Origin of the sequence: Vagococcus intermedius, assembly GCF_029144185.1 — a bacterium.
GTDB lineage: Bacteria > Bacillota > Bacilli > Lactobacillales > Vagococcaceae > Vagococcus_D > Vagococcus_D intermedius.
Window position 1 is genome coordinate 1,549,731 of sequence record NZ_CP110232.1, and the last position, 25,333, is coordinate 1,575,063.

The following is a 25,333-nucleotide window of genomic DNA, read 5'->3' on the forward strand; positions in this document are numbered from 1 at the left end:
AAGCTAGACCGTCTTTTTAATAATTGTTCCGCGTGTTCCTTTAACAAAACCACAAGCATTTGCTTCATCATAATCGATGTGCATAAATGTTGCGAATTTAGGGTTGACACGAATAACAACATCGTCAAAAATTAATGGACGTTGTCCTTCAACGCGTACTTGAACTATTTCGCCTTGAACTACATTGTTAGCTGCTGCATCTTCTTCTGTCATGTGGACATGACGTTTAGCAACAATTAGACCTTTGTCTAATTGAACAGCTTTTGCTCCATTCATTAATAAAACACCAGGTGTGCCAGTAATATCGCCACTTTCACGAACAGGTGCTTTTGTTCCTAAAACCATAGCATCCGTTGCAGATACTTCAACTTGAGCGGCATTACGTTCTGGTCCTAAGATGATGACATTACGTAATACCCCTTTTGGTCCAACTAGTGAGATACGTTCTTTACAAGCGTATTGTCCTGGTTGTGATAAATCTTTTGCTTTTGTTAATTGATACCCTTCGCCAAACAATGCATCGATTGTTGGACGATCTAAATGGACATGTCGTCCACTGGCTTCAACTTCAAAATCACTTGATTTTGCTCCCAAACGAGAGACTACTTCTTTAACAAGTGCCGTTACATCTAAATCATTCATTCTATATGCCTCCCAAATTATTACTTAACGTCAATCAATTCTCTCAAGTAAGTTGGTAACTTACTTAAAGCATTTAATAAAACTGGTTGACTCGTTTGACCGCTTGCATCACAAAAAGTTTGATAACTCAACACTTTAAGTTCTTCTGCAAGACATGCCAAGCGGTTGAAATAAATTACTATTTTTCCCATATCATAGGTATAGGTTTTCAAGCGATGATCCTCTTCAATCTCTTCAAACAGAACTTCTGACTCAAAGATAGTATGAGTAGCTAATGCTTCCTGAACATCTACTAAAACATGATGAACTGTTTCCAAACCCGAAAGTAACACTTCTTGTTCTTCCTCAGCTAGCATTACCTGCATCACCTGTAATTCACTATGAAATACACCTAATTTACTTTTAAAAACATCTAAAGCCGCTACCTCATAGTAACTTTTTAATGAAGCAGAACGTGTTGGTTTTTCAACAACTTCCTCTGTTACAACTGACGGTGCCATTGTTTGACAAACAGTGGGTTCTTCAATTGTGGTGTCATTAATTTCTGTTACAAAATTGACTGTTATATGTTTTTCTTTTAGAAAACTGCTGGCTGATGGCGTAATGATTGTTCCTTTGATAAGTTCAATCTCACTCAGACTTTGAGCAGTCAACATTTTTCTGACATCATATTCTGTTAAAACTGCCACCTAATCACGACCTTTTCTTGTTAGAAAAGGGTATATTTAAAGTTAAATATACCCTTCTAGCAAAAATCCGTTAAGACTTTTCGTTATTTGATTATTAACCCGCTACGTGTGGTAAAATAGCGTCAACTTCTGAATGAGGACGTGGAATTACGTGTACTGATAATAATTCTCCAACACGTTCAGCAGCTGCTGCTCCAGCGTCTGTTGCAGCTTTAACCGCACCAACATCACCACGAACCATAACTGTTACTAATCCGCCACCTACTTGTTCTTTACCGATTAATGTTACGTTTGCTGCTTTAACCATAGCGTCTGCTGCTTCAATAGCTCCTACTAAACCTTTAGTTTCGATCATTCCTAATGCATTTGCGTTCATAATATGTTTCCTCCTAGTATTGTGTGTTTTATTTATTTAATATAAAAATTAAATCTAGATTAAAGTTTTGCTAAAATCGCATCAACGATTTTATTTACTAACTCATCTTCAGCACCTTTTGGTGTTGTTGAAGACGGTGTCGCTGTTTGCCCAACTAAGTGAGCATCTTCACCACGTAACTCTTCTAATTCGCGTACGCCATAAGCAACACGACGAATATTGAATAAGTTTTCTGGTGAAATATTATCTGAAGTTGAGCTTCCACCAACAGCACCACAACCTAATGTTAAGGCTGGAGCCATGTTTGTAGCTGCACCAATTCCGCCTAAAGCTCCTGGAGCATTGACGATTAAACGAGAAACAGGTTTTCTTAAACCAAATTCACGAACAACATTTTGATCTTCAGTATGTAGACATAATGTATGACCTGCTCCTTCATGATTTAAGATATCAATACTTAATTCACAAGCTTCTTCCCATGACTTAGTTGTGTAGAAAGCCAAGATTGGTGCAAGTTTTTCACGTGAGTAAGGCACTTTAGCGCCTACTTTTGTTTCTTCAGCAATTAACACGCGTGTTCCTTCTGGAACGTTTAAGCCTGTTAATTCAGCAATTGCTGCAACTGATTTCCCAACAATTTGTGGGTTCATTGAGCCATTCGCACGCATGATGAATTTTTCAAGAATCGCTGCTTCTTCTGTTGATAAGAAGTAAGCGCCATTTTTCTTAAATTCAGCAATAACTGCTGCACGACTAACTTCTTCAACAACAACAGATTGTTCTGATGCACAAATTGTTCCGTTATCAAAAGTTTTTGAATCCATGATACGTTTAACAGCTAAAGGAATATTAGCAGAACGTTCGATGAAGGCTGGACCATTACCAGGACCTACTCCAATAGCAGGTGTTCCTGATGAATAGGCAGCTTTAACCATTGCAGAACCACCTGTAGCTAAAATCAAGTTTGTTAAGTTATGTTTCATTAACTCAGCAGTTCCTTGAATTGTAGGTGTCGTCATACAACCGATTGCTCCTGCAGGGCATCCTGCCGCAACAGCCGCTTCTTTAATAATTTTTACAGTTTCCAAAATACTACCTAAAGCATTTGGATGTGGTGAGAAGACAATGCCGTTCCCTGCTTTAATTGAAATTAAAGCTTTGTAGATAACTGTTGAAGTTGGGTTAGTTGATGGAATTAATCCTGCAACTACTCCAACTGGAACTGCAACATCAGTTACTTTATTAACTGTGTCTTCATTAATAATTCCAACTGTTTTTTTATCTTTGATATTTTCCCAAACTGATTTAGAAGCAAAAGAATTTTTAACTACTTTATCTTGCCAAATCCCAAAACCAGTTTCTTCACGTGCCATTTGTGCTAATTTAATTCTTTCTGAATAAGCGGCATCTGCCATTGCTTTACAGATTGAATCGATTTTTTCTTGTGAAAATGTTGCTAACTCTTTTTGAGCAGCGCTTGCATCTTTTAATAGATTTCTAACTTCTTGTACAGAAATTAAATCTTTATCTTGTAATTGTAACAATACTTACTCCCCCTCTATTTTTTCTTTTTTGACTTAGTTGACGTTTTTTTAGCAGGTTTCGCTGCTTTAACATCTTCCTTATCAACTTTATCAACCTTAACTGATTTCTCAGTTTTTACTTTATCATCCGTTGCTTTTTCAGCAACAACTGATGGTTCTGTTGTAGCCTTAGTTTGTTTAACTTCTGGCTCTTGAATTTTAACTTCTTCTTTTTTTACTACAGGTTTTGGCTTTTCAGGTGTAATAGCCGGTGTGGCTGTTTTTATACCTGCAATAACCATATCTGATGTTTCAGAAGCAAGTCTTGGAATAACGTGACTTGATCGTAAACAATTTAAATCACGAGCAACGACTGATCCAGCCTCAACTGCAACTTGAATCGCTGCAACATCACCTGATAAATGAATCGTTGTTAAACCACCATTAACTTTTTCAGCGCTAATTAAATCAACGTCTGCTGTTTTTAATGCGGCATCAGCTGCTGCAATCCCACCAAGTAAACCATTAACTTCAATTAGGCCTAATGCTTGAATTTTCAAGACGATTGCCTCCTTTAATTTTAATACATTGTTGGGTTAGCTGCTACCATTGCCACTGCTTGAGCAAATGCATCACAAGCTGCTTTACATGCTGATTGGCTACCAGTAAGTAAGGCTCCACCAAAGTTTGTTTCTGACGGTGGACCGTAGAAAGCAGCAACTTCAACGTCAGCTGCTTTAACAGCTGCATCTAAAGCATACATTGCTTCTAAAGGAGGGGCAATTAAGTAAGCTAATGCTTCTCCTTCTTTAATGCCTGCTTCTTTAGATAAATGTGTACCTGTTCTTGAAATTAAATGCGCGAAATAAGGAACACTTCCGTCAGCATTAGCACTGATGAAACCAGGACTATTTTCAATTTCAGAGATAACAACATCTAAACCGCTTTTAACTTCTGCAGGTGTTGGACCAGCAATAATTCCAATAACTTCACCAGCAAATTTAGTACTAGCATTGCCTGCACCAGCATACATACTACGTGCATAAACAACTTCTACTGCAGCAGCTTTTGTCGCTTCATCTAAAGCAACATAAGTTACATCATCACAGTCAGATGTTACCATACCAATACTACGGTGTTTTTGAGGGTCTAAATTTAATGCTTTAGCCATTCCTGCATCAACGTTAGCGATAATTTTCGCACTTAAAACGTTAGCACCTAATGAATCGTTTATCATTTATTGTTCCTCCTTAATTATCCTTCTTTTAAATCAATACCTGATTTTTTCTTCTCAAGCATTTCTTTAATAAGTTCCGCAATGTAAGCTCCAGCTTCAACGGCAGGTGTTCCACCTTTTTGAATGTTAGAGATAACTGTACGACGAGCTTCAGGCATACCAACTGTTGGTTTGTATGCTAGGTAAGCACTCATTGATTCAGCTGTTACTAAACCTGGGCGTTCTCCAATTAACATACAAACAACATCAGCATCTGTTAATTCGCCAATTTCATCCATTGTTGCAACACGAGAATATTTAACAAAAACAACTTCGTTAAAGTCTAAGTTGAACATTTTCAAACCTTGTTTAATTGAAGGTAAAATTTCTTTAATGTTAGCGCCGACTGCGGCTGAACTTAAACCGTCTCCAACCATTACTTGAACTTTAGCACCCTTAGTTGTATTAGCTTTAATATACTCACGAGTTTCAGCGTCAAATTGACGACCTAAATCTGGACGGGTTACATATTCATCTTTATCTTTACACATTGTTTGAACAGCTACAAATCCCATTTCTTTAACTAATTCTTCTGGTACATCAGAGAATACAGCATCTTGGGCTGCAGCATGGTCAGCTCTAAAGCGTAGCATAGACTGTGTTTTATAACGAGGACCTGATCTCCATAACCCTAAACGAGCTGGTGTATATTGTTTCATACGTAGATAGCCTTCTTTATCTGCTGCATTGGGAATTAAGAATTGTTCTTTAATATTTACTTCAGTGATATCTGGAATAAAGGCATCTTCAACCGTACCATTATAGTCAGACTCTTGAGCTGAGCTTGTCATTGTTGGCGTTGTCGCCGGTGTTGCCACAGTTGCTTGAGTTTGAGTTTCAGTCGCACCTGCTGTATTTTCTTCTTGACCAGACATTTCTGTCAAGATTGATTCGATCATTGCTTTTAAACTTTTTTCATCTACCATGATTTAGTTAAACCTCCTTTTCTATTTTAAGAAGATAGAGCCATCGCCTGCACGTTCTGTAAGGCGGCCATCTTCCATAAGACCCATTTTTTCCATCCAGCCTTCAAATTCACGAGTTGGACGTTTGTTTAACATATGTCTAATTGTAGCAGTTTCGTGGTAACCAGTTGTTTGGTAATTTAACATGATATCATCTGCATGAGGGATACCCATGATAAAGTTAACGTTAGCTAATGCTAGTAATGAAGCTAAGTTTTCTGCATCATTTTGATCAGCTTTCATGTGGTTTGTATAACATACATCACAACCCATTGAAAGTCCTGAAAGTTTACCCATGAAGTGATCTTCTAAACCAGCACGGATAACTTGTTGTGAGTCATATAAATACTCAGGTCCAATAAATCCTACTACTGTATTAACTAAGTATGGATCAAAACGTTTAGCGAAACCATAACAACGTGCTTCCATTGTTACTTGGTCAGCACCATAGTGAGCATCTGAAGATAATTCAGACCCTTGACCTGTTTCAAAGTACATAACGTTTGGTCCAGCAACGGCACCTGTTTCCATTGCTAATTTTTTAGCTTCAGCAATATCGTTAGCATCAAAACCAAAGGCAGTATTTCCTTTTTCAGAACCAGCGATTGATTGGAAGACCAAACCAGTTGGTGTACCTTTACGCATCGCTTCCATTTGTGTTTTAACATGAGCTAGAACACAGGTTTGAGTTGGAATTTCCCACTCATCTTTAAATTCTTCAAATTTATTAAGAATACGCATTACACTTTCAGTTGAATCATCAACTGGGTTTAAACCGATAACGGCATCCCCAATACCATATGATAAACCTTCCATTAGTGATGCCATGATACCATCGATATCATCTGTTGTATGGTTAGGTTGTAAACGCGCTGAGATACGTCCAGGCTCACCAATTGATGTATTGGCTGTTTTAATTACAACGATTTTTTGTGCTGCATAGATTAAATCCATATTAGACATTAATTTAGTGACCGCTGCGACCATTTCTGATGTTAGTCCACGACCTAATTGTTTAATATCATAATCTGATGTTTTGAAGTCTAAGATATACTCACGTAATTCTTCAACTGTCCAATGTTTGATTTTGTTGTAAGCACGTTTATTAACATCATCAATGATGATACGTGTTACTTCATCCTCTTCATATGGTACCACTGGGTTGTTAAATAAATCTTGTAATTGCAATTGTGCTAAAACAACTTTTGCAGCTACTCTTTCTTCTGCTGAGGTTGCAGCTACTCCGGCAAGTGTGTCACCAGATTTCACTTCGTTGGCCTTAGCCAAAACTTCTTTGACTGTCTTAAATTCGTACATTGTACCAAACAGTTTTGTTTTTAAAATCATTTTAAAATTCCTCCTTATCTTCTTATGCTAGTTAAATACTAACGTTTTAACCACAACAGGTAGAACACTTCCTGCCGCAACTGGTTTACCAATATCAATATAATCACCATTTTCAACACGGACACTATCGATACAAACAAAGGGATAGTCTTTAGGCAATAACCCGAATAGGCATTGTCCCAAAGATTTTGCCATGTCTTGTTGGACAATTATCACTAATGTTTCTTGTCTTTCAATCATGCTAGACAAGCCTTTTACAATACCTTGAGCGTATTCTTGAACGCGCTGGAAAGTAGGATTTTTTTCTCCTTCAATCCCCAAGGCCACTGCTTGAAACTCTTGTTCCAATTGATACCATTGCATTTTGGCAGAGATTGCTTCTGCTAGCGCTAAAGCATCTCCCTCCTCGTCATGATGACTCATGCGCAGAATTGGAATATTTTTAATAGGCAGTACTTCTTCTTTATAGGTAATCGTACTACCACTGATTTCAGCAGTATGTGAGCCTGCACCTACTACAGTTGCTCGGATTGTTTCAATTGATTCTATTACTTCGATATCAGACACAAGCGCTGAATGAGCAATCCTGTGACCTAATAACAAACCAATATCACCATATTTAAACGTATCTGATGGTCTTACTTCATGAATGCAATCCGCGACCCCACCAGAAAACGATAAAGCTAAGATATTACGATCTGATTCAATCCCTTTATTAGTTAAAATCATGTCATAATAAGGGCTTGGTGTGCCTAAACCAACACTATTTTCTAATAATTGCACCATAATATCAATAATTGGTTGTAAGCCCTCTGGTGTAGTTCTTTGACCTACTGCCAAGGGGATTTTTTCTGCCTCAATAATTTGGGCAATTTTAGGTGCGATATAAGTAATATTCTGTGTTTGACTGTCAACCTTAATCAGGCGACCCCCAATATCTAAACACCCCGTATCAATGACTTCATCATCATAAAAAAGAGCTAAGTTGGTTGTGCCACCACCAATATCTAGGTTAACAACCGACGTATGATGATTTTTAGAATGCATTTGAGCGCCTGCTCCACGTCCAGAAATAATGCTTTCCAAATCTGGGCCTGCAGTAGCAACTACAAAATCACCTGCGTAACCGCTCAAAGCAGCTAAAACATTACTTGAATTCTCTTTACGAGCTGTTTCCCCAGTAATAATGACAGCACCAATTTGAATCTCCTCTTTAGTGATGCCTGCAGCTTGATACTGTCTTGCAACAAAATTCTTAATCTGATCTACATCAATCAAGTTATTTTCTAAAATTGGCGTGAACATGATTTCACTTCTAAAGATGACTTCTTTATCCGTAATCGTAATTCTTGGAATTGTAAAGGCTGAGGCCATATTTTGAATATGTAACTTCGAAATTATCATCTGAGTAGTTGATGTGCCTAAGTCAATCCCAACACTTAACACTGTTTCTTGTGACATTATCGTTTCTCCTTTCGTGAATGAGCTAAGCCAAAAAGGCGCTTAAAATAAACCTATACCGTAATATAGCTTTCTTTTAAGCGCCTTTGCTTTTAACAAACATCTGTGTTTGCTATTATTTAATTGTCTAGTTCTTACTTCCGAAAATAAAACTGAGTAGTTGTTCCGTTAGAGTTTGAATTAATTTTAATTTTGCCTCTTAGTTTATCTTTCACATAGCTGATCACAATTTGCAAACCAAAACTATTTTTATTAACTTTTTTAGGGTTATAACCGCGACCATTGTCTTTTACAATAATCGAAATCGTATCGTCATCAATAGCTGAGACTACTATTTCAATTGAATTATTAGAATCTTCTTTAGTAAAGCCGTGTTCAAAGCTATTTTGTAATAGCTCGTTAACAATTAAAGCTACGGTTACGGTTTTGTCTCCATTCAAATAAATCTTTTCATCTATTTGTTTGTCTAAATTAATTTTTTTACTACTTAAAAAACTACGATGAGCATTCGTTATAATTAAATCCAGTACTGATGCTAAAGGAATATCATCCGTTAATTCCTTAGATAAAATCTCATGAGCAGTTGAAATAGCTAAAATACGCGCTTCGCTTTCACGTAAGGCTTTTTTTACTTCTTCATTCTCACTACGACGACCTTGAATTCTTAGGAGTGACACAATGCTTTGCAGGTTGTTTTTCACACGATGATGAATTTCTCTAATAGCCACTGATTTTGTAATGATTTCCACTTCTTTGTTATACACTTCTGTCTTATCATGTAAAATCATCACTAAAGCATCTTCATCTTGTTCGAAGAAACGTTTCATATTGAAATGAGATTCTCCAAAAAAAATCTCTTTCTCATCTACTTCATCCCAACGTTCCGCATGTTTTAAGTATTGTAATTGTTCAAATGTTGTCATATCAAGCGATAAATTATCATAATGTAGACCCTTAATTTTATCAAGGTAACCTAAATGGTAGTAATAAGACTCTGCCACTTCATTATTAATAACGAGATAACCCGCTTTATCAAAAATCAAGATCCCTTCGTCTAGCTTATTGACTAGTGTCCGATAAAAATGACTTTTTTTGGGCAAGTCACTACTTTGTGACGATATCTCTGGTAATTCACGCTCTTTAAACAAATTGAACAAGAAATAACGCTCTTCTGCTACCTCATTTAGTGGGGATTCCACTATGACTACCGCAATATTTTCTCGATTATTTCTAATAGGAAAAACTTTTTGTCGAATCATTTTGTTCTCTTGCGTCTTTGCTAAGAGACCTTCAGTTTTTAACGACGTTTCAAACGTTCGATAAACACTTGGTTCATTTAAACGTTTGGCAACTTTCCCTACTACTTGTTCACTATAAATCGAGGTACCACGCTTAGGTGGTCGGTGGTAAACAACAATTGCTTCGTCTGTCACATCAGACAGTATGTCAATAAAAACATCTTCATTTTCATACTGTTTACTCTCTTCAAGTTGATGGGCTGCTTTAATGATTTCAGCAATATTTTCAGCTGACAAATCAGAATACTTCTGACATAGCTGACGAATATTTTTGTCAATCATGGGCAATCACAATCATCTCCGCTACTTCGATCATTGGGCAACGTTTATCCATACTTAGTTTACGAATCTGTTGATACGCTGTTTCTTCATTGATTCCATTAGCTTTCATGATGATTCCCTTAGCTTTTTCAATGGTTTTACGATTTTCTAATTTTTCAGAAAGTTTCGTAACATCATTTTGAAGTTTGTCAACTTCTTTTCCTTTAGCTACCCCCATCTCGACCATCGGGATAAATGATTTTTCATCCAATGGCTTGACTAGATAACCGACTGCACCAAACTCTAAAGCTTTTTTACGATTTGTTTCATCACTAAATGCTGTTAACATCAGAATAGCTTTAGCCATTTTTTCAGACATGATCTTTTTACCAGCGCTTAGACCGTCTAAAATAGGCATTTGCACATCCATTATCACTAAATCTGGTTGATGTTTTTTACACAATTCAATAGCCTCAAAGCCGTCCGTTGCCTCACCTACCACATTATACCCAGCAATCTCTAACATTTCTCTCAGGTCTACTCTCGTAAGAGGTTCATCATCGACAATGATAATATCTCCATTCACGATTACCACTCCTGCCTTTTTTTATTCACTTCAGCAAACTATCTATGTTTTAGTGACAATAGTACTTGAAAAACCTAACAGTTCTTCTAAGCCTCTTGCGACTTCTGACAAGGCTGATTCAACAGAGGATAGATCACCGGTCAATACGACAGAGCCGCTAAAACGGTCAACAAAACCAATTTCAACATCTCCAGCTTTTACCGCAATATCAACAGCAATAATCGCTGCCTCACTTGGGGTAATGGTTAAAACGCCAATTGCACCCTGTTTAGTGTTTACTAAACCTAGCTTATCATAAATATCTGCTGTTGGGCTAGCAATTATATGCGCCATTGACACTTGTTTTCCTGGAACATATTCTTGAATCAATCGTTGTTTATCTTCCAATAGCCTCTTCCTTTCATCTAGCGCCTTATTTTAATAACTTAAGATTAAAATAACGGTGTTAATAAACGTTTTACATCCGCTGCAGTTGGTTGCACTGGATTAGTTGCCGTCGTTGGATCAACTAACGCTTCTTGGCTAATTGTTTCCCCATGTTCAGCTAAATCATCTTTAGTAAAACCTGCTTCTGCAAAACTAGCTGGCATTTTTAATTTTTGACGCAGTGACATAATTTCATTAACTAACGTACGAACACCAACTTTGCCTTTTGAAGTTGAAAAACCTTGACGATTTGCAATTTTAGCATATCGTTCTAAAGCTACATCACTTTCATTGGCATTGTATTGAACAACTGATGGTAATAAAATACCATTGATACGACCATGTGGCATATGTAGCTTGCCACCAACAGTGTGTGCAATACCATGACACATACCTAATGAGGCTTGGTTAAATGCAATCCCAGCAATACATGATGCATAGTGTACTTGTTCACGTGCTTCTGAATCTTCTGAATTACTAAATGAACGCTCTAGATAAGTAAAAATCAAATCAATTGCTTTTTCAGCTAAAGCATCTGAAAACACGTTTGCTGATGTTGAGACATACGCTTCTAAGGCATGTGTTAAAACATCCATACCCGTATCTGCCACAATATGAGGTGGCACACTTTTTACTAAACGTGCATCCAAAATCGCTTTATCTGGTTGTAATAATTCATTAACCAGTGGGTATTTCAAATTGTTTTTAGGATTGGTAATTACAGAAAAGTTGGTTACCTCAGAACCTGTCCCACTTGTTGTTGGAACAACTACTAACGAAATGTCAGCTGCTAAACCAAGTTTAGTACCAAATAATTTCATTGCTTTAGCCGCATCAATCGCTGAACCGCCACCAAAGGCAATTAAAACGCTTGGGTTAAACTGTGATAAATCGGCTACACCACCCACAACATTATCGACTGTTGGATCTGGTACAACATCTGTATATACGTGATACTCATTTGTATCATTAATATTGTCTGTTACATAGTCTACTAATTTAGACTCAACCATAAACTTATCTGTTACGATACAGATACGTTCATTTGAATAATTTTTAATTTCATCTAATGAATTTTCGCCAATAAAAATTTGCGTATCAAAATTCAATCTTTCCATTCTTTCGACACCTCCATAAAAATATAAAAAGCTATCTAAAAAGGCCTACTGCTTGAATAGACTTAATTAGATAGCGTCATTGCCAACTAAGGTTATAACATATTCTAAAGTAAAAACAACAAAAAAGACAGTGGTCAGTACGCCTTTGTACTGTAACTCACTACTTAGTAAGTTGTTTTACCCAATGTCTTATATCATAGCTATGAAGTTCTCCCCTAAAAAATAAACTTCTTAGGTGATACCCAGTTTGTTCATCCAAACCAGGATTGTCAATAGGTACGCTATAAAAACAAAGGGTACAACACAAAGAGCCGTAAGCTTTAAAAAGCGTTACTGGTTCTTTTATCCCACTGTTTTACCACGAAACAGTTGGTACCGTAAGAGTTACATGTAGAAAGACCTGACTTAAAGCCGAAGCTTATCACAGTGGCGGGACCGTGTTGGAATTTCACCAAACTTCCATCTAACAAATAACTAAATTTTAGACAATATTTATCATAATCAATATATCACAATCAAATAGAAAATACAACTATTTATGCGCTTTCTTTTTCCTCAAAAATAACAAAAAGCTCGTTTTAGTTATTTTTAATTATAAAAGACTTGGCTGTTACGACGATAACTAACATCTGAGCGTCCTTCGCGGAAATTGATTAAACGTGCTGCCGCAAAGAAATAATCGGATAAACGATTCAAAAATTTCAAGACTTCCTCATTGATTTCTTCTTCCATAGCAGTTGCAACTACCAGTCTTTCAGCACGACGAGCAATCGTTCTTGCCATGTGCAACTGAGCCGCAATCGGATCACCACCTGGTAAGATAAACTCTTTTAACAAGGGGGGTGACGCTAAATATTTGTCGACACACTCTTCTAACCAAGTGGTTGATGCCGCGTCTGTTCGATACCCTTTTGAACTATTCGGTGTCGCCATATCAGTCCCACAATCAAATAATATTTGTTGGATCTCCACCAAGTCTTTTTTCATATCAGGGCTACTTTTCATTTGGCTAATGATAACTCCAACATATGAATTTAATTCATCAATTGTGCCATAAGCGACAACGCGATCTGAACATTTCATAACTTTTTCGCCACCAATAATACTTGTTTGTCCTTTATCTCCTGTTTTTGTATAAATTTTCACATCTATTCCTCCTCTGTTAAATAATCTAAAACCGCTTCTATTCCGTCATTAGCAACAGATGACACTCTAAATACTTTTGTCGCACCTGCCGCTAACAAGGTATGTTCAGCTTTTTCAATCTCTTCTTCTGACTCAGCTAAATCAATTTTAGTTACAATTCCAATCGTCGGTTTCGGAAACATTGTACTGAATCCAGGTGGGAAGGTGTCAAAAGATTCTCCTACACTTTGTAGCAACCCAATCACATCTGCTTCTGTAGCTGTTACCTGTAAAGCACTGTAGTATTGTCTACGCTGGGTGAATTCACCTGGTGTGTCAATAATATTATCACCAAATTGAATCGCCTGTGTTTTGTGGTAAGAAATATCATTACCTTGTAGCCGCTGGGTTAAAGTTGTTTTCCCTGTCCCTACTGCTCCTACTAGCATTATCTTCTTCATAAGGCTTCTCCATTCTAATTACTGTTTACTAACACTACTGTTAAGATCGTGTAATCTTAGCTCCTGAAATTTTTAACATACGACCCAAGGTATCATTAACAGCCTCTAAAGCTGCTTCAACTGCTGTCACATCACCGGTCACAATCAACGCCCCACTAAAGCGATCCATAAATCCTACAGATACGTCCGCTGCCTTAGTCGCCACATCAGAAGCTACGATTGCCGCTTCAGCGGGTGTAATCGTTAAGATACCAATGGATTGATTCTTATGAGCTTGCAAGCCGACTTTATCATAAACTTTCTCATCCGGACTGGCAATAATATGAGCTATTGTTATTTGTCTACCCGGTACTGATTCTTGAATAACACGTTGTTTTGTTTCCATCATTATTACTCTCCTTTAATCTCACATATAATTTTATTACGTTAATTTTAAATAAAGTTGTTTCATTAAGTCCGGCGTTGTTCCACAACAACCACCTAAACCCTCGACCCCTAATTGATGCAAAGCCAGACCATATTTTAAGTAGTCATCATCCTGACAAGGATAATGAGCTTTTTTATCAGGAACTCCTTTGTTAGCTTGGATGATTAACGGCAATTCCGTAATTAAGCGTAGTTTAGACACCAATGAAACTAAATCAGCTGACATCTCAGCACAATTAATACCTAGCGCCTGCACTCTGTGACCTTCAGCTAATTTGATAAAATCAACCAGGTTATCACCACCATAGGTTGCTCCCTCTTCTGTAAGCGGACAACTAATAAAGACAGGACAGTGACAAACTGAGCGAATCGCTTTTATCGCAAGTTCAAGTTCTGCCAAACTCGAAAAAGTTTCTAAGATGATTGCTGAAACGTGGTAACGGCAAGCCAATTCTCCTTGTAAACGATAACGTGCTGTCAACCACTCTTCGTTGTCACGAGTCAATTCTCTAAAATCACCTGGACCAACACTAAGCTGAACAAATTCAGAATTTTGTTCCTTAGCTAAAGATACCGCATTCTTGACAATCTGTCTAACCTCATCCTCACTCTTACATGCAGTGACACGAAATGTATTGGTTGTTAACATCGTAGCGCCTGCTTCAACATAAGAATGATGAACTTTTCTTACCAAATCTTTTGCAGTCAAACACGCTTGATCTAGAGGATAGTCTTGAAACCCATATTTTTGTAACTCTGTTCCAATTCCACCATCAAAAAAGACTTGTTTATCGTATAATTTAGCCATCAATCCCATCATACTTATCCTACTTTCTTATAAAGTAACTACTATCTATATAAATACCAATCGGCAGACTCTTTGACACTCTGCCATAAATTCCAAGGGATTTTTAATCGTCGACGCATCACCGGCTCCATTTCAACATTATCTAAACTAATTTTTTCCCCATTTAACACCTTTTCCGCCCAATTAGGAATAAAAATATAAGGACGACATGCTGAAGCCAACTGACACTCATTCAAGACTTTTTCTACAGATGGCGCTGTCAACAGGTTACCGCAACCTATTAAAGGGACAGAGGGTGACATCTTATTTAACATTTTGGCTAAAGGTAGTGTCACACCATCTATTTCAACTTCTTTTAGCATATCACTCGTAGCTAAATGAATATAATCAATTGGACAATTATTTAGCAACTGAATAATTAAAAGTGTATCTCGCAAACTTTCTTCTCTCTGACTGCCACTTGCTCCACTATCCTCAACTGATAAACGCACGCCTAAAGAAAATGCCCCTGATGTTTCTGCCTCAATTATTTTTTGTAACCGGCCAATCAATTCACCTAAAAATCGAAAACGGTTTGTTAAAGAGCCACCCCATTTATCTTGACGCAAGTTCCAACCTGACATTAAAAACTGATAGGGTAAATAGTTGTTAGATGCATGAATTTCTACTCCGTCAAACCCAGAAGCAATCGCGCGGCGCAGTGCCTCTTCATACTCTACAAAGATCATCTCAATCTTATCATCCGTTAATTCTTGATACTCATGATCCGAAACTGCTAATAAACGCTCCGAGTCTTGACTTACACAATAAGAAACCTTTTGATTGCGACGATAAGCGCACATCGCACCGCCATGATAAATTTGAATAATCGCTCGTGTTTGGCCTTTTTGGATAACCCTCGCTAGCTTAGTCAATTCTTTTACACACGTTTTGTGACTAATACTCAACCCATTGTCATACGCTTTTCCTTTAATTGAGACATAAGCCGAGGCAACGACTATCGCACCAACATCCCCAGTCCTTGCCGAATAAAAATCACACTCTTCTTCTGTGACTTGTCCACTTACCGAACTTGACAAGGTTGAAATCGGAGCAAAAAACAAACGGTTTTTCAAAGTTAAACCTGACGGCAACGTATAAGCTTCTTGAACTTTCATAAATTTCTCCCCATTTCTCTAAACTTCCCAAAATAAAAACGACACAAAAAAAGAAACATCCCCCTTTTTTGCATCGTTGCATCTATCTCACCAGTACCTCTTTGTCTGGTTTATCGTTCTATATTATCATCTAAATAATACCAAAATTCAGCTTTTTAGTCAAAAGAACTTATGATGTCATTATTTTTTATTTATTTAAAGAGTCAAACTAGGTTCAGCATTCAGATCCCAATCAGCTAAGTTCCCTTTAGAAAATTCAATCCAAGCGGCTGCCCCAATCATACCAGCATTATCTCCACATAAATGTAAAGGAGGGACAATCAGCTCGACTTTTGGTGAAATTTCGGTAATAGCCGTCTTGATTTCAGCTCGTAATCCTTTATTTGCAGCAACACCACCTGCTACTACCAATTGCTTAACTGGATATTCCTGACAAGCTTTTAATGTTTTTGTCACAAGTACTTCGATGACACTAGCTTGAAAACTTGCAGCCAAATCATTTTTATCTAGATTGACCTCTTTTTGCCTAGCATTATGAACCGTATTTATAAAACTACTCTTCAAACCACTAAAACTAAAGTCATAGTTAGGCTCACGTAACATAGCACGCGGAAAATTAAAGGTATCTGCTCCTAAATGAGCCAATTCATCTAATTCTTTCCCTGATGGATAAGCAAGTCCCAAGACTCGGCCCACTTTATCATAGGCCTCTCCGGCTGCATCATCTCTTGTCTCACCGATCACCTCGTAAGACCCATGCTCTCTCATATAAACAAGTTCTGTGTGTCCACCACTAACCAATAAGGCCATCAAAGGAAATTCTAGCGGTTTGACATAGCTTGCCGCATAGATGTGCCCTGCCATATGGTTAACAGGGATTAAAGGTAAACCATTCGCCCAAGCAAAAGCTTTGGCCGCACTAATCCCAATTAATAAAGCACCAACCAACCCTGGTCCCTCAGTTACTGCCACAGCAGACAGTTCAGAAACCGTAATATTTGCTTCTTCTAAAGCCAGTTTCATACATAATGTAATTTGTTCGACATGATGACGACTTGCTACCTCAGGTACCACCCCACCAAATCGTTTATGACTTAGGATTTGCGAGGCAACAACATTAGCTAATAACTGATTATCCTCAGAAACAACCGCAACACTTGTTTCGTCACAACTACTTTCTATTGCTAAAATATATCTTTTATCTGTCACTCTTTCCATCTCTTTTCTAATCACCTAGCAATTGGCACATCATAACCAATGCATCCTCTAAAGGATGGTGATAATATTTTTTCCTTAAACCAACTTTTTCAAAATTATTTTGACGATATAACTTAATTGCAGCTTGGTTGCCAACACGCACCTCTAAAAAAACAGTTCTGACCCCAACTAATTTAAGCGTTGCTAAACATTCTTTCAACAGTTTATTAGCCAACCCTTTCCCTTGCCAGTCGGGTAAAACCGCAACATTATAAATTTCGGCCTCATCTAACATAATTCTATAGGAAATATAACCGATAACTGCTTGATTACTTAGCATCACGAAATAAACCGTCTCTCCCAATAGAATATCTTCTTTAAATTGACTAACTTTCCACGGAGAACCAGTGACGAATGCCTTATCACTGATTTCGTAAAGCACATCCGCTAAGACCACTCCTTGAGTCACATCTACTTTTTGACACTCTATCATTTATTAACCCTCTTCATGATACGATGTCGTCTCAACATACTTACTTATTTTTTCCGGGTTAGTTTCTAACCATTTCTCTTCAGCTTCGACTAATTTTAAGTAAACAGGAACAAATCCTTGACAGTCTTCAATTGGGTCTAACTCAAGTCCTAGTTTAGCTAACGTTATGGGGTTAACCTCATTCATCTCAACTAGACTGGTTTGTTCTGCATGGGGCAACTTCTCACTAATCTTGTCAGAAAATTGCTTAACGTCATGTCCTACAAAACGTAAGCCTTTTTCTAAATCTGGTAAGGTCAGTAGCTCTTCCAACCACTCAACCATCGCTAAATGTTTATCAGCTATAACAGAGACTAAACGTCCGTCTTCCCACTTATAAACAGCACTATAGACATTGTCACGGCGGGCATCAAAGACTGGGACGATATAACCTTGGTACTCAGTTGAATTACCAGCAATGGCAGCTAAACTTGAAACACCAACAAGGTCAATCCCCAATGTCCAAGCTAAAGTTTTAGCTGTTGTTACACCAATCCTTAAACCAGTATAAGAACCTGGTCCCTGAGCAACAACAATTCTGTCTAACTCGTTTGGGCTGATTTTGTTAGCTGACATCACAAAATCAATCGCCGGCATCGTTGTCACACTATGGTTATTGTTGGCTGTGCCTACATAATGAGCAACAACCGTTTGATTATCTAATACACCTACTCCCAAAGAACGGTTCGATGTATCTATTGCTAATACTTTCATTTTATTCATCCTCTACACTGAATTCTTGCTTATTGTAACCTATTTAAAAGCCTCAGTAAAAAGTCTTATTACACTACTGTAAGAAGACTTTAACTAAGGTTTTAAACACTATTACAAAGCAGATAGAAACGCCAAAGCTTCCGACACTTGATTATTAAAGCCATCTAAATCCTGTAATTCTTGCTGATACTTTGCTATTAATTCTTCTGCAGATAAAGTTGTTTCAGAATAATCAATTTCTTGATTTCCCATCAAGGCCATTAAATCAAGCGGATTAATCATTATTTTGCTTAAATCAACAAAAAAGATATCTAAATGATAGACCTCTTCTATTTTACGCATAACCATTGGTAAACGTGAGATACTCTGATCTGAACCGATCGTCAGAGAGACATCCGTTTGACGATTATCCCAGCTTGCCATTATATAATGCGCTGCCTGAACGAGCTGTTTACCATTACTACTAGAAAGTCTCAAGGTACTAACAGGCCACGCTAACAACTCAGCAGTCACTGTACTAAATAGAGGTAATTTTGCCGTCGCAATAGACTTGGCATTTTTCAAAGCAGACGCTTCATAACCTCCCACATATCTACCATGAACCATATCGCTACCCTCAGCATCAAACTTACCACCCTCAGCTCCTATAAAATAGTGGGGGAAGATATCAGCCAAAGCCAACAACTGTTCTAAAACACGCTGACCTGTTGGCATGCTATCGTGATGTTCAGAAGTAAAAATACAGCCCTCTTTTAAATTACTGTGGGGTTCAAACTGATAATTCCAAGTTTCGCCCAATAAATTCATTCGAATCATTCGTTGTATTTGGCGTGACGGATAGAAACGATGCCCTTCATACCCTTCATTTTCCATACAGTATAAACACACTGGATAATAACTGCGTAAAGCCGCATCTGCCAAACGCGCTTCCCGATGAACAGGTGCGAAGCGCCACGTTCCAAAATCAGTCTCTGCTAATAATTCCGTTTTGTGAGGTGGCATTACAAAATGATTGGCTTGATTGATGTCATAAAAATAATGAGTCGCATCAATCGGATCTTTTTCATAACGTTGTGCAAAAATAGCATTCACAACAGAAGGTGGTGGGGTTAAGATTTCAGCTAACCTCATCTCTAATGTTTTAAGTTCCTCGCCAACTATCCCTTTGGCCTCTCCTAAGACTTCAACTAAATCGGTTAAAACATCACCCGTTGTGATCTTAACTTCCTGTACAGGTAAGGCATCAAAAGAAGGTTCTTCAATAATCCCCAACAATCTATTTTTTAAATAAAGACGATCCATTTCCATCCAACCGCCAGTTTTAATAGCTAGTGACATAAATTCTTCTACTAATTGAGATACTAACATCCTATCGCTTCCCTTCCAGCTCATTGATACTCAACTGGTATCAAATCCTCCTATATTCTACCAAAAAAACTTGATAAAAACTATATTTTCCTACGCTCTTAAGGGATTTATCCTACTAAATAAGTGGCTAATAAGTAAAGTATTACAATATGTGCTGGATAAAAGATGTAAAAGAACCATTTTATCTTACGCCCTTCTTGCCCATTGTATAACATAATTGGAATAGCAGAAAAAATCATCATCCATTGAATATTAGTAGTTAGTAATTGATGAGTAAACTCAAAACCAGTCGTCACTAAAGCTACCAATCCTAAACCTAACACTTGTAGCCCTTTTTTTCCTCGGAAACAATAAAACCAGACACCTAATGCCACAAAGATGACATTTCCTTCAACAAACATGATATTCGGAATCACCATACTAAACAGTGCCACAGGCATCAACCAACCCGGTTGCGTGATTAACCATAAAAAAAGACCTCCCAACCCAACGATTCCCAGTAATAATACACTCCCTACTAGACGACTCTTCCCTTGATTTTTTTTAAATAAATCCAACCCGTACATAGTTAAAACAGTTAAAAATAATGTTCCAAAAATATTATTTGTAATCACAATGTCATCATTGGGAACTAATCTTGGTAAAAACCACTGAATGCTCGACATTATCCAAAAACCACCTAACAAATTACGTAAATAAGCTAATTTATTATGTGTATAATAATAGCCTTCTGCACTTAAAAAAAGAAAAATTGGCGCGACCACTCGTCCTAGCATGGTCAAATACATTGGTGCTCCTTGCATGACAAACATTTGATGGATATGATCACAAACCATCAAGGTAACTCCTACTAATTTCATTTGATAACTAGTTAACCCTTTTTGCATCTCTGTCTCTCCTTCTCTAACTTATCTTGGTATTCATAAGTATATCGAAAAGACCTAGTCATCTCACGAACACTAAACTAACAATCACCTTACAATTTTGTCAGATAAAAAAACCTCATCACAATGATGAGGTTTTAACTTTTTTTATTTTACAGTTAATTTAGATAACGCTTCAGCATCTGCAATCACATAAACATTTGGATGATTTTGCAAGGCACTTGCTGGACAAGCGGTTGATTGTTCTCCTTCAATCATGCCATAAATAGCATCAGCCTTAGCTTCCCCATAAGCAATTAAAATAATTTGTTTTGCTTTCATAATTGAGCCAATCCCCATAGAATATGCTTCAGTTGGCACGTCTTCTTTTTTATCAAAGAAACGTTTGTTTGATTCAATAGTTGACTCCACTAAATCAACACGACGCGTCAATGAATCAAAAGGCGTTCCTGGTTCATTAAAGCCAATATGACCATTTGTCCCAATCCCTAAAATTTGGATGTCAATTGGATTATCTTCAATTATTTTATCGTAACGGACACATTCAGCCTCTGCATCTGTTGCTGTTCCATCTGGTACGTATGATGCTTTAAAAGGTTTATCATTGAATAAGTTTTCATTCATAAAATAGCGGTAACTTTGGATATCTGTTCCACTTAATCCCACATATTCATCTAAATTAACTGCAGTTAAGTCAGAAAAATCCATATCACTTTTAACCATTTCTTGATATAACGTAATCGGCGTACTCCCTGTTGCTAGCCCTAATACTTTTGCACGATTCTCTTCAATCCCTTGACGAATTAAATCAAATGCTTTTTGACCCCCACTTACTTGGTCATTCACTAAAATAATATTCATAACTGTCTCAACTCCATTTTCCATTTGTTTTTTGGTATAGTCCAATGATACTCTAAATTGGTCTAGAGCACAAGTGAAAAGCTGATTAAAATTTTAGCTGATTAACAAATAGCATCAAGACTCCTTTCAAAATGTTTTTATATAAAAAAGCCGATTTAAGTAACTAACTTAAATCGGCTTAATTTTCAATCCAATTACTTTATTCTACTGTAACACTTTTAGCTAAGTTACGTGGTTTATCAACATCTAAGCCACGTTGTAAACTTGCATAGTAAGCAATCAATTGAATCGGCACAACACTAACAAGCGGTGTCAACAAGCTATGAACTTTTGGTAAAACGATGCCGTCACCCTCACGCTCTAATCCTTCCATCGACACTACTAATGTGCTTGCTCCACGACTCTCTACTTCTTTTAAGTTACCACGCGTATGAGCCCCAGTTTCTTCTTCTGTAATAACCCCAATAACTGGTGTCCCTTCTTCAATTAAAGCAATCGTGCCATGTTTTAATTCACCCGCAGCAAAGCCTTCTGCTTGAATGTAAGAAATTTCTTTTAATTTTAAAGCAGCTTCCATCGAAACAAAGTAATCTAACCCACGTCCAATATAAAAAGCATTTCGTGTTTCACTTAATTTTTCTTTGACTAATGAAGAAATCATGTCTTTTTCACCCACTAAACGCTCCATACCAGCTGCAACAAGACCTAGCTCATGCACTAAATCAAATTGTTCTGCCTCTACTTTAGCGCTAGCCATACCAGCAGCTTTAGCCAAAATTGCCAAGGTTGCAATTTGAGCTGTATAAGCTTTAGTAGACGCCACCGCAATCTCAGGGCCTGCATGCAATAACATTGTATGAATCGCTTCTCGTGATAGGGTTGAGCCTGCGACATTTGTCATCGTCATTGAATCATAACCCAATTCATTAACTTTAACTAATACTTGACGGCTATCCGCTGTTTCACCACTTTGGCTAATAAAGATAAAGAAAGGTTTCTCTGAAATTAAAGGCATATTATAAGCAAATTCACTAGCAACATGAACTTCAACCGGAACACCCGCTAATTGTTCAATTAGTTGTTTCCCTACCCAACCAGCATGCCAACTTGTACCACACGCCACAATATACACACGATCACTCATATTTAAACGCTCAGTAATTGTTGAATCAACCACTAATTCGCCTTGTTCATTTGTATATTCTTTAACTAAACGACGCATAACAGCTGGCTGTTCGTCTACTTCTTTTAACATATAATGTTCATATGTTCCTTTTTCCATATCAGCCACATCGATTTGAGCTTCATAGGCTTCGCGCTCAATTGTTTCACCTTGAGCATTTTCAATCGTAATCCCATCAGCTTTTACAATAACGATTTCGCCATCTACAATCTCTACAAATTGTTTTGTTTCCGAAATCATTGCCATGGCATCACTACAAATAACATTAAACCCTTCGCCTAATCCAATTAGCAATGGGCTTTTATTTTTAGCAACATAGACAACATCTGGTTCTTCTTGATCAACTAAAGCGAAAGCATATGATCCTTTTATAATATTTAGTGCCTCTTTAAAAGCTGCTTTTGCTTTCAATTTTTTTGTAGTTGCAAGATGATTAATCAGCTGAACGGCTATCTCAGTATCAGTCTCACCAACTAGTGCTACTCCTGTTAAGTACTCTGCTTTAATTTCTTCAAAGTTCTCAATAACACCATTATGAACCAAAACAAAACGACCCTCACCTGCAGTATGGGGATGAGCATTTGTTTCTGATGGCACACCATGAGTCGCCCAACGTGTATGCCCTATACCAGTCGTTCCTTCAACCTTACTTGAAATCTTAGCTCTCAAATCAGCAATGCGCCCTTTGGATTTTGTTAAATGCGCTTCTTTTGCTTCATTTGTAACAAATATTCCTGCTGAGTCGTATCCACGATACTCTAATTTTTCTAATCCTGTTAATAAAATCTCTGTTGCCTTACTATTACCAACTACTCCAACAATTCCGCACATATCCAAAATTCCTCTTTCTTTTCGTATATTCTCGTTTCTACCTGCGTGATTTGTACTTTGTTCTAACTTCACAGCTAGTTTTTATGCAAATCTTTAGAGTGCAGTCCCTAGAGTCACCCGCCGAATCATTCGATAAACTCTTTCCTCGTCACCTACAATAGGTCTGGCGCTTGTTTTAAATTGGTATATTCCAAAAAATTCATCAACCAACCATAGAAACATTTTAAATACTACAATATATAGATGATATAGTCAATCTTTTTATCATTGGTATAAAAATAATTTTAGATTGGTCTAGTTATTTATCTACATTGGTCTAGTTTAAAGTACAAAAAACTTTAATTATCTCATAATATTTTAATGTAACAAAAAAAGTACCGCTCTATTTCAAGCAGTACTTTTTGACAACTCTAATTAATCAATTCCAATTTCTGCACGAACAACATCCGCAATTGCATTGACATAATAATCAACTTTTTCAATAGTTGGCGCTTCAGCCATAACACGTAATAAAGGTTCTGTTCCAGAAGCTCTGACTAAAATACGGCCATCACCATTCATTTCAGCTTCAGCTTTTTCAATCGCCTCTTTAATGGCAGGAACTTCCATTGCGCCATTTTTATCTGATACACGAATATTTACAAGTCTTTGTGGATATTCTTCTACTTCTGCCGCTAATTCAGATAATTTTTTGCCGGTTTGCTTCATCACGTTCACTAATTGAATACCAGATAGCAAACCATCACCTGTTGTGTTGTGATCTAAGAAAATCATATGACCTGATTGTTCACCACCAAAGTTATAACCATTTTTACGCATTTCTTCAACTACATAACGATCACCAACTTGAGTCGCTACAGCAGTCATTCCTTCTGCTTCAACAGCCTTATGGAAACCTAAATTACTCATAACAGTTGAAACAATTGTATTTTTCTTAAGTCCACCGTGCTCATATAAGTATTTACCACAGATAAACATAATTTTATCACCATCAACAATTTTACCGTTCTCATCAACAGCAATAATTCGGTCACCATCTCCATCAAAAGCTAAACCAACTTGAGCTTGTTTTTCAACAACCAATTCAGCTAATTTTTCTGGATGAGTTGAACCAACACCCTCATTAATATTTAAACCATTAGGGCTTGTACCCATAGTATAAAAATCTGCTTCTAAATCAGCAAACACACGGTTGACTAAAGGTGTAGTCGCACCATGAGCACCATCTAAACAAATTTTCATTCCTTCAAAATCACCTTCAATGGTGTCAGTTAAAAATTGTGAATATTTTAAGATACCTTCCGGAAACTCATCTAAGGTTCCTAGTCCATCAGCAGATGGTCTTGGCAATGAATCTTCGGCTGCATCCAATAACGCTTCAATCTCAAGCTCTTGACTGTCAACTAGTTTAAAACCATCGGGGCCAAAAAATTTAATGCCATTATCTTGAGCAGGGTTGTGAGATGCTGAAATCATAACACCTGCTGCAGCTTTTTGTAATCTTGTTAAATAAGAAACACCTGGTGTAGAAATAACACCTAACTGAAATACTTCAATTCCAACTGAAATCAAACCGGCTACCAATGCTTGCTCTAGTAATTGACCTGAAATTCTTGTATCACGACCAACTAACACACGTGGTTTACCTTCATTTTCTTGATGCTGACACAAAACATATCCGCCACATCGCCCTAATTTAAATGCCAACTCTGGAGTTAACTCCTTGTTTGCCACTCCTCTAACACCATCTGTTCCAAAATATTTTCCCATCTTTACCTCTCCATTACTTTAAATTTTATATATTAACTAAGTATCACT

General features: G+C 37.3%; 26 protein-coding genes and 1 riboswitch. All 26 genes read right to left on the bottom strand.

Annotated features, from left to right (window positions below; genetic code table 11):
- Positions 1-3: 3 nt before the first annotated feature.
- Positions 4-642: an ethanolamine utilization phosphate acetyltransferase EutD gene (gene eutD, locus OL234_RS07230; RefSeq protein WP_275468577.1), complete on the bottom strand. Its 639-nt coding sequence runs from the start codon at positions 640-642 to the stop codon at positions 4-6.
- 20 nt (positions 643-662) lie between these two features.
- Complete coding sequence (locus tag OL234_RS07235) at positions 663-1,331, bottom strand: hypothetical protein (RefSeq protein WP_275468578.1); 669 nt, start codon at positions 1,329-1,331, stop codon at positions 663-665.
- A 94-nt stretch (positions 1,332-1,425) separates the two neighbouring features.
- Positions 1,426-1,707, bottom strand: coding sequence for a BMC domain-containing protein (locus OL234_RS07240; RefSeq protein ID WP_275468579.1), 282 nt, complete (start codon positions 1,705-1,707; stop codon positions 1,426-1,428).
- Between the two features lie 59 nt (positions 1,708-1,766).
- Entirely contained in the window at positions 1,767-3,251 is a 1,485-nt protein-coding gene (locus tag OL234_RS07245) for an acetaldehyde dehydrogenase (acetylating) (RefSeq protein ID WP_275468580.1), read from the bottom strand.
- A gap of 14 nt (positions 3,252-3,265) precedes the next feature.
- Positions 3,266-3,790 carry a BMC domain-containing protein gene (locus OL234_RS07250; RefSeq protein WP_275468581.1) on the bottom strand — a complete coding sequence of 175 codons (525 nt, stop codon included), beginning with the start codon at positions 3,788-3,790 and terminating at the stop codon, positions 3,266-3,268.
- Positions 3,791-3,810: 20 nt separating this feature from the next.
- Complete coding sequence (gene eutL, locus OL234_RS07255; RefSeq protein WP_275468582.1) at positions 3,811-4,467, bottom strand: ethanolamine utilization microcompartment protein EutL; 657 nt, start codon at positions 4,465-4,467, stop codon at positions 3,811-3,813.
- A 17-nt stretch (positions 4,468-4,484) separates the two neighbouring features.
- Positions 4,485-5,297 carry an ethanolamine ammonia-lyase subunit EutC gene (gene eutC, locus OL234_RS07260; protein WP_437184439.1) on the bottom strand — a complete coding sequence of 271 codons (813 nt, stop codon included), beginning with the start codon at positions 5,295-5,297 and terminating at the stop codon, positions 4,485-4,487.
- A 156-nt stretch (positions 5,298-5,453) separates the two neighbouring features.
- Positions 5,454-6,818, bottom strand: coding sequence for an ethanolamine ammonia-lyase subunit EutB (locus OL234_RS07265; RefSeq protein ID WP_275468584.1), 1,365 nt, complete (start codon positions 6,816-6,818; stop codon positions 5,454-5,456).
- A gap of 27 nt (positions 6,819-6,845) precedes the next feature.
- Complete coding sequence (gene eutA, locus OL234_RS07270) at positions 6,846-8,279, bottom strand: ethanolamine ammonia-lyase reactivating factor EutA (RefSeq protein ID WP_275468585.1); 1,434 nt, start codon at positions 8,277-8,279, stop codon at positions 6,846-6,848.
- 134 nt (positions 8,280-8,413) lie between these two features.
- On the bottom strand, positions 8,414-9,859 hold the full coding sequence (locus tag OL234_RS07275) for a sensor histidine kinase (protein WP_275468586.1): 1,446 nt from the start codon (positions 9,857-9,859) through the stop codon (positions 8,414-8,416).
- Positions 9,852-10,424: an ANTAR domain-containing response regulator gene (locus OL234_RS07280; protein ID WP_275468587.1), complete on the bottom strand. Its 573-nt coding sequence runs from the start codon at positions 10,422-10,424 to the stop codon at positions 9,852-9,854. The genes OL234_RS07275 and OL234_RS07280 overlap by 8 nt, the downstream gene beginning before the upstream one ends.
- 42 nt (positions 10,425-10,466) lie before the next feature.
- The gene (locus OL234_RS07285; protein ID WP_275468588.1) at positions 10,467-10,811 is read right to left on the bottom strand and encodes a BMC domain-containing protein; all 345 of its coding nucleotides are present in this window, start codon (positions 10,809-10,811) and stop codon (positions 10,467-10,469) included.
- A 44-nt stretch (positions 10,812-10,855) separates the two neighbouring features.
- Complete coding sequence (locus tag OL234_RS07290; RefSeq protein WP_275468589.1) at positions 10,856-11,968, bottom strand: 1-propanol dehydrogenase PduQ; 1,113 nt, start codon at positions 11,966-11,968, stop codon at positions 10,856-10,858.
- Between the two features lie 341 nt (positions 11,969-12,309).
- A riboswitch (adenosylcobalamin (AdoCbl) riboswitch) is annotated at positions 12,310-12,457 on the bottom strand.
- A gap of 99 nt (positions 12,458-12,556) precedes the next feature.
- Entirely contained in the window at positions 12,557-13,114 is a 558-nt protein-coding gene (locus OL234_RS07295; protein ID WP_275468590.1) for a cob(I)yrinic acid a,c-diamide adenosyltransferase, read from the bottom strand.
- Positions 13,115-13,116: 2 nt separating this feature from the next.
- Complete coding sequence (locus OL234_RS07300) at positions 13,117-13,554, bottom strand: EutP/PduV family microcompartment system protein (protein WP_275468591.1); 438 nt, start codon at positions 13,552-13,554, stop codon at positions 13,117-13,119.
- 40 nt (positions 13,555-13,594) lie between these two features.
- Entirely contained in the window at positions 13,595-13,939 is a 345-nt protein-coding gene (locus OL234_RS07305) for a BMC domain-containing protein (RefSeq protein WP_275470126.1), read from the bottom strand.
- Between the two features lie 36 nt (positions 13,940-13,975).
- The gene (locus OL234_RS07310) at positions 13,976-14,800 is read right to left on the bottom strand and encodes a homocysteine S-methyltransferase family protein (protein WP_275468592.1); all 825 of its coding nucleotides are present in this window, start codon (positions 14,798-14,800) and stop codon (positions 13,976-13,978) included.
- Between the two features lie 29 nt (positions 14,801-14,829).
- On the bottom strand, positions 14,830-15,945 hold the full coding sequence (locus tag OL234_RS07315) for an oxidoreductase (RefSeq protein WP_275468593.1): 1,116 nt from the start codon (positions 15,943-15,945) through the stop codon (positions 14,830-14,832).
- 195 nt (positions 15,946-16,140) lie between these two features.
- Positions 16,141-17,163 (bottom strand): tRNA (adenosine(37)-N6)-threonylcarbamoyltransferase complex transferase subunit TsaD, encoded by a 1,023-nt coding sequence (tsaD, locus tag OL234_RS07320; protein WP_275468594.1) that lies wholly within the window; start codon positions 17,161-17,163, stop codon positions 16,141-16,143.
- A gap of 7 nt (positions 17,164-17,170) precedes the next feature.
- Positions 17,171-17,635, bottom strand: coding sequence for a ribosomal protein S18-alanine N-acetyltransferase (gene rimI, locus OL234_RS07325; RefSeq protein WP_275468595.1), 465 nt, complete (start codon positions 17,633-17,635; stop codon positions 17,171-17,173).
- A gap of 3 nt (positions 17,636-17,638) precedes the next feature.
- Entirely contained in the window at positions 17,639-18,388 is a 750-nt protein-coding gene (gene tsaB / locus OL234_RS07330; protein ID WP_275468596.1) for a tRNA (adenosine(37)-N6)-threonylcarbamoyltransferase complex dimerization subunit type 1 TsaB, read from the bottom strand.
- Positions 18,389-18,499: 111 nt separating this feature from the next.
- Positions 18,500-19,756: a hypothetical protein gene (locus OL234_RS07335; protein WP_275468597.1), complete on the bottom strand. Its 1,257-nt coding sequence runs from the start codon at positions 19,754-19,756 to the stop codon at positions 18,500-18,502.
- Between the two features lie 107 nt (positions 19,757-19,863).
- Positions 19,864-20,643, bottom strand: coding sequence for a TraX family protein (locus OL234_RS07340; protein ID WP_275468598.1), 780 nt, complete (start codon positions 20,641-20,643; stop codon positions 19,864-19,866).
- Positions 20,644-20,787: 144 nt separating this feature from the next.
- Positions 20,788-21,501 (bottom strand): glucosamine-6-phosphate deaminase, encoded by a 714-nt coding sequence (locus OL234_RS07345; protein ID WP_275468599.1) that lies wholly within the window; start codon positions 21,499-21,501, stop codon positions 20,788-20,790.
- A 199-nt stretch (positions 21,502-21,700) separates the two neighbouring features.
- A complete protein-coding gene (glmS, locus tag OL234_RS07350) occupies positions 21,701-23,515 on the bottom strand; it encodes a glutamine--fructose-6-phosphate transaminase (isomerizing) (RefSeq protein WP_275468600.1) in 1,815 nt (604 codons plus the stop codon).
- A 414-nt stretch (positions 23,516-23,929) separates the two neighbouring features.
- On the bottom strand, positions 23,930-25,285 hold the full coding sequence (glmM, locus tag OL234_RS07355) for a phosphoglucosamine mutase (RefSeq protein WP_275468601.1): 1,356 nt from the start codon (positions 25,283-25,285) through the stop codon (positions 23,930-23,932).
- Positions 25,286-25,333 lie beyond the last annotated feature (48 nt).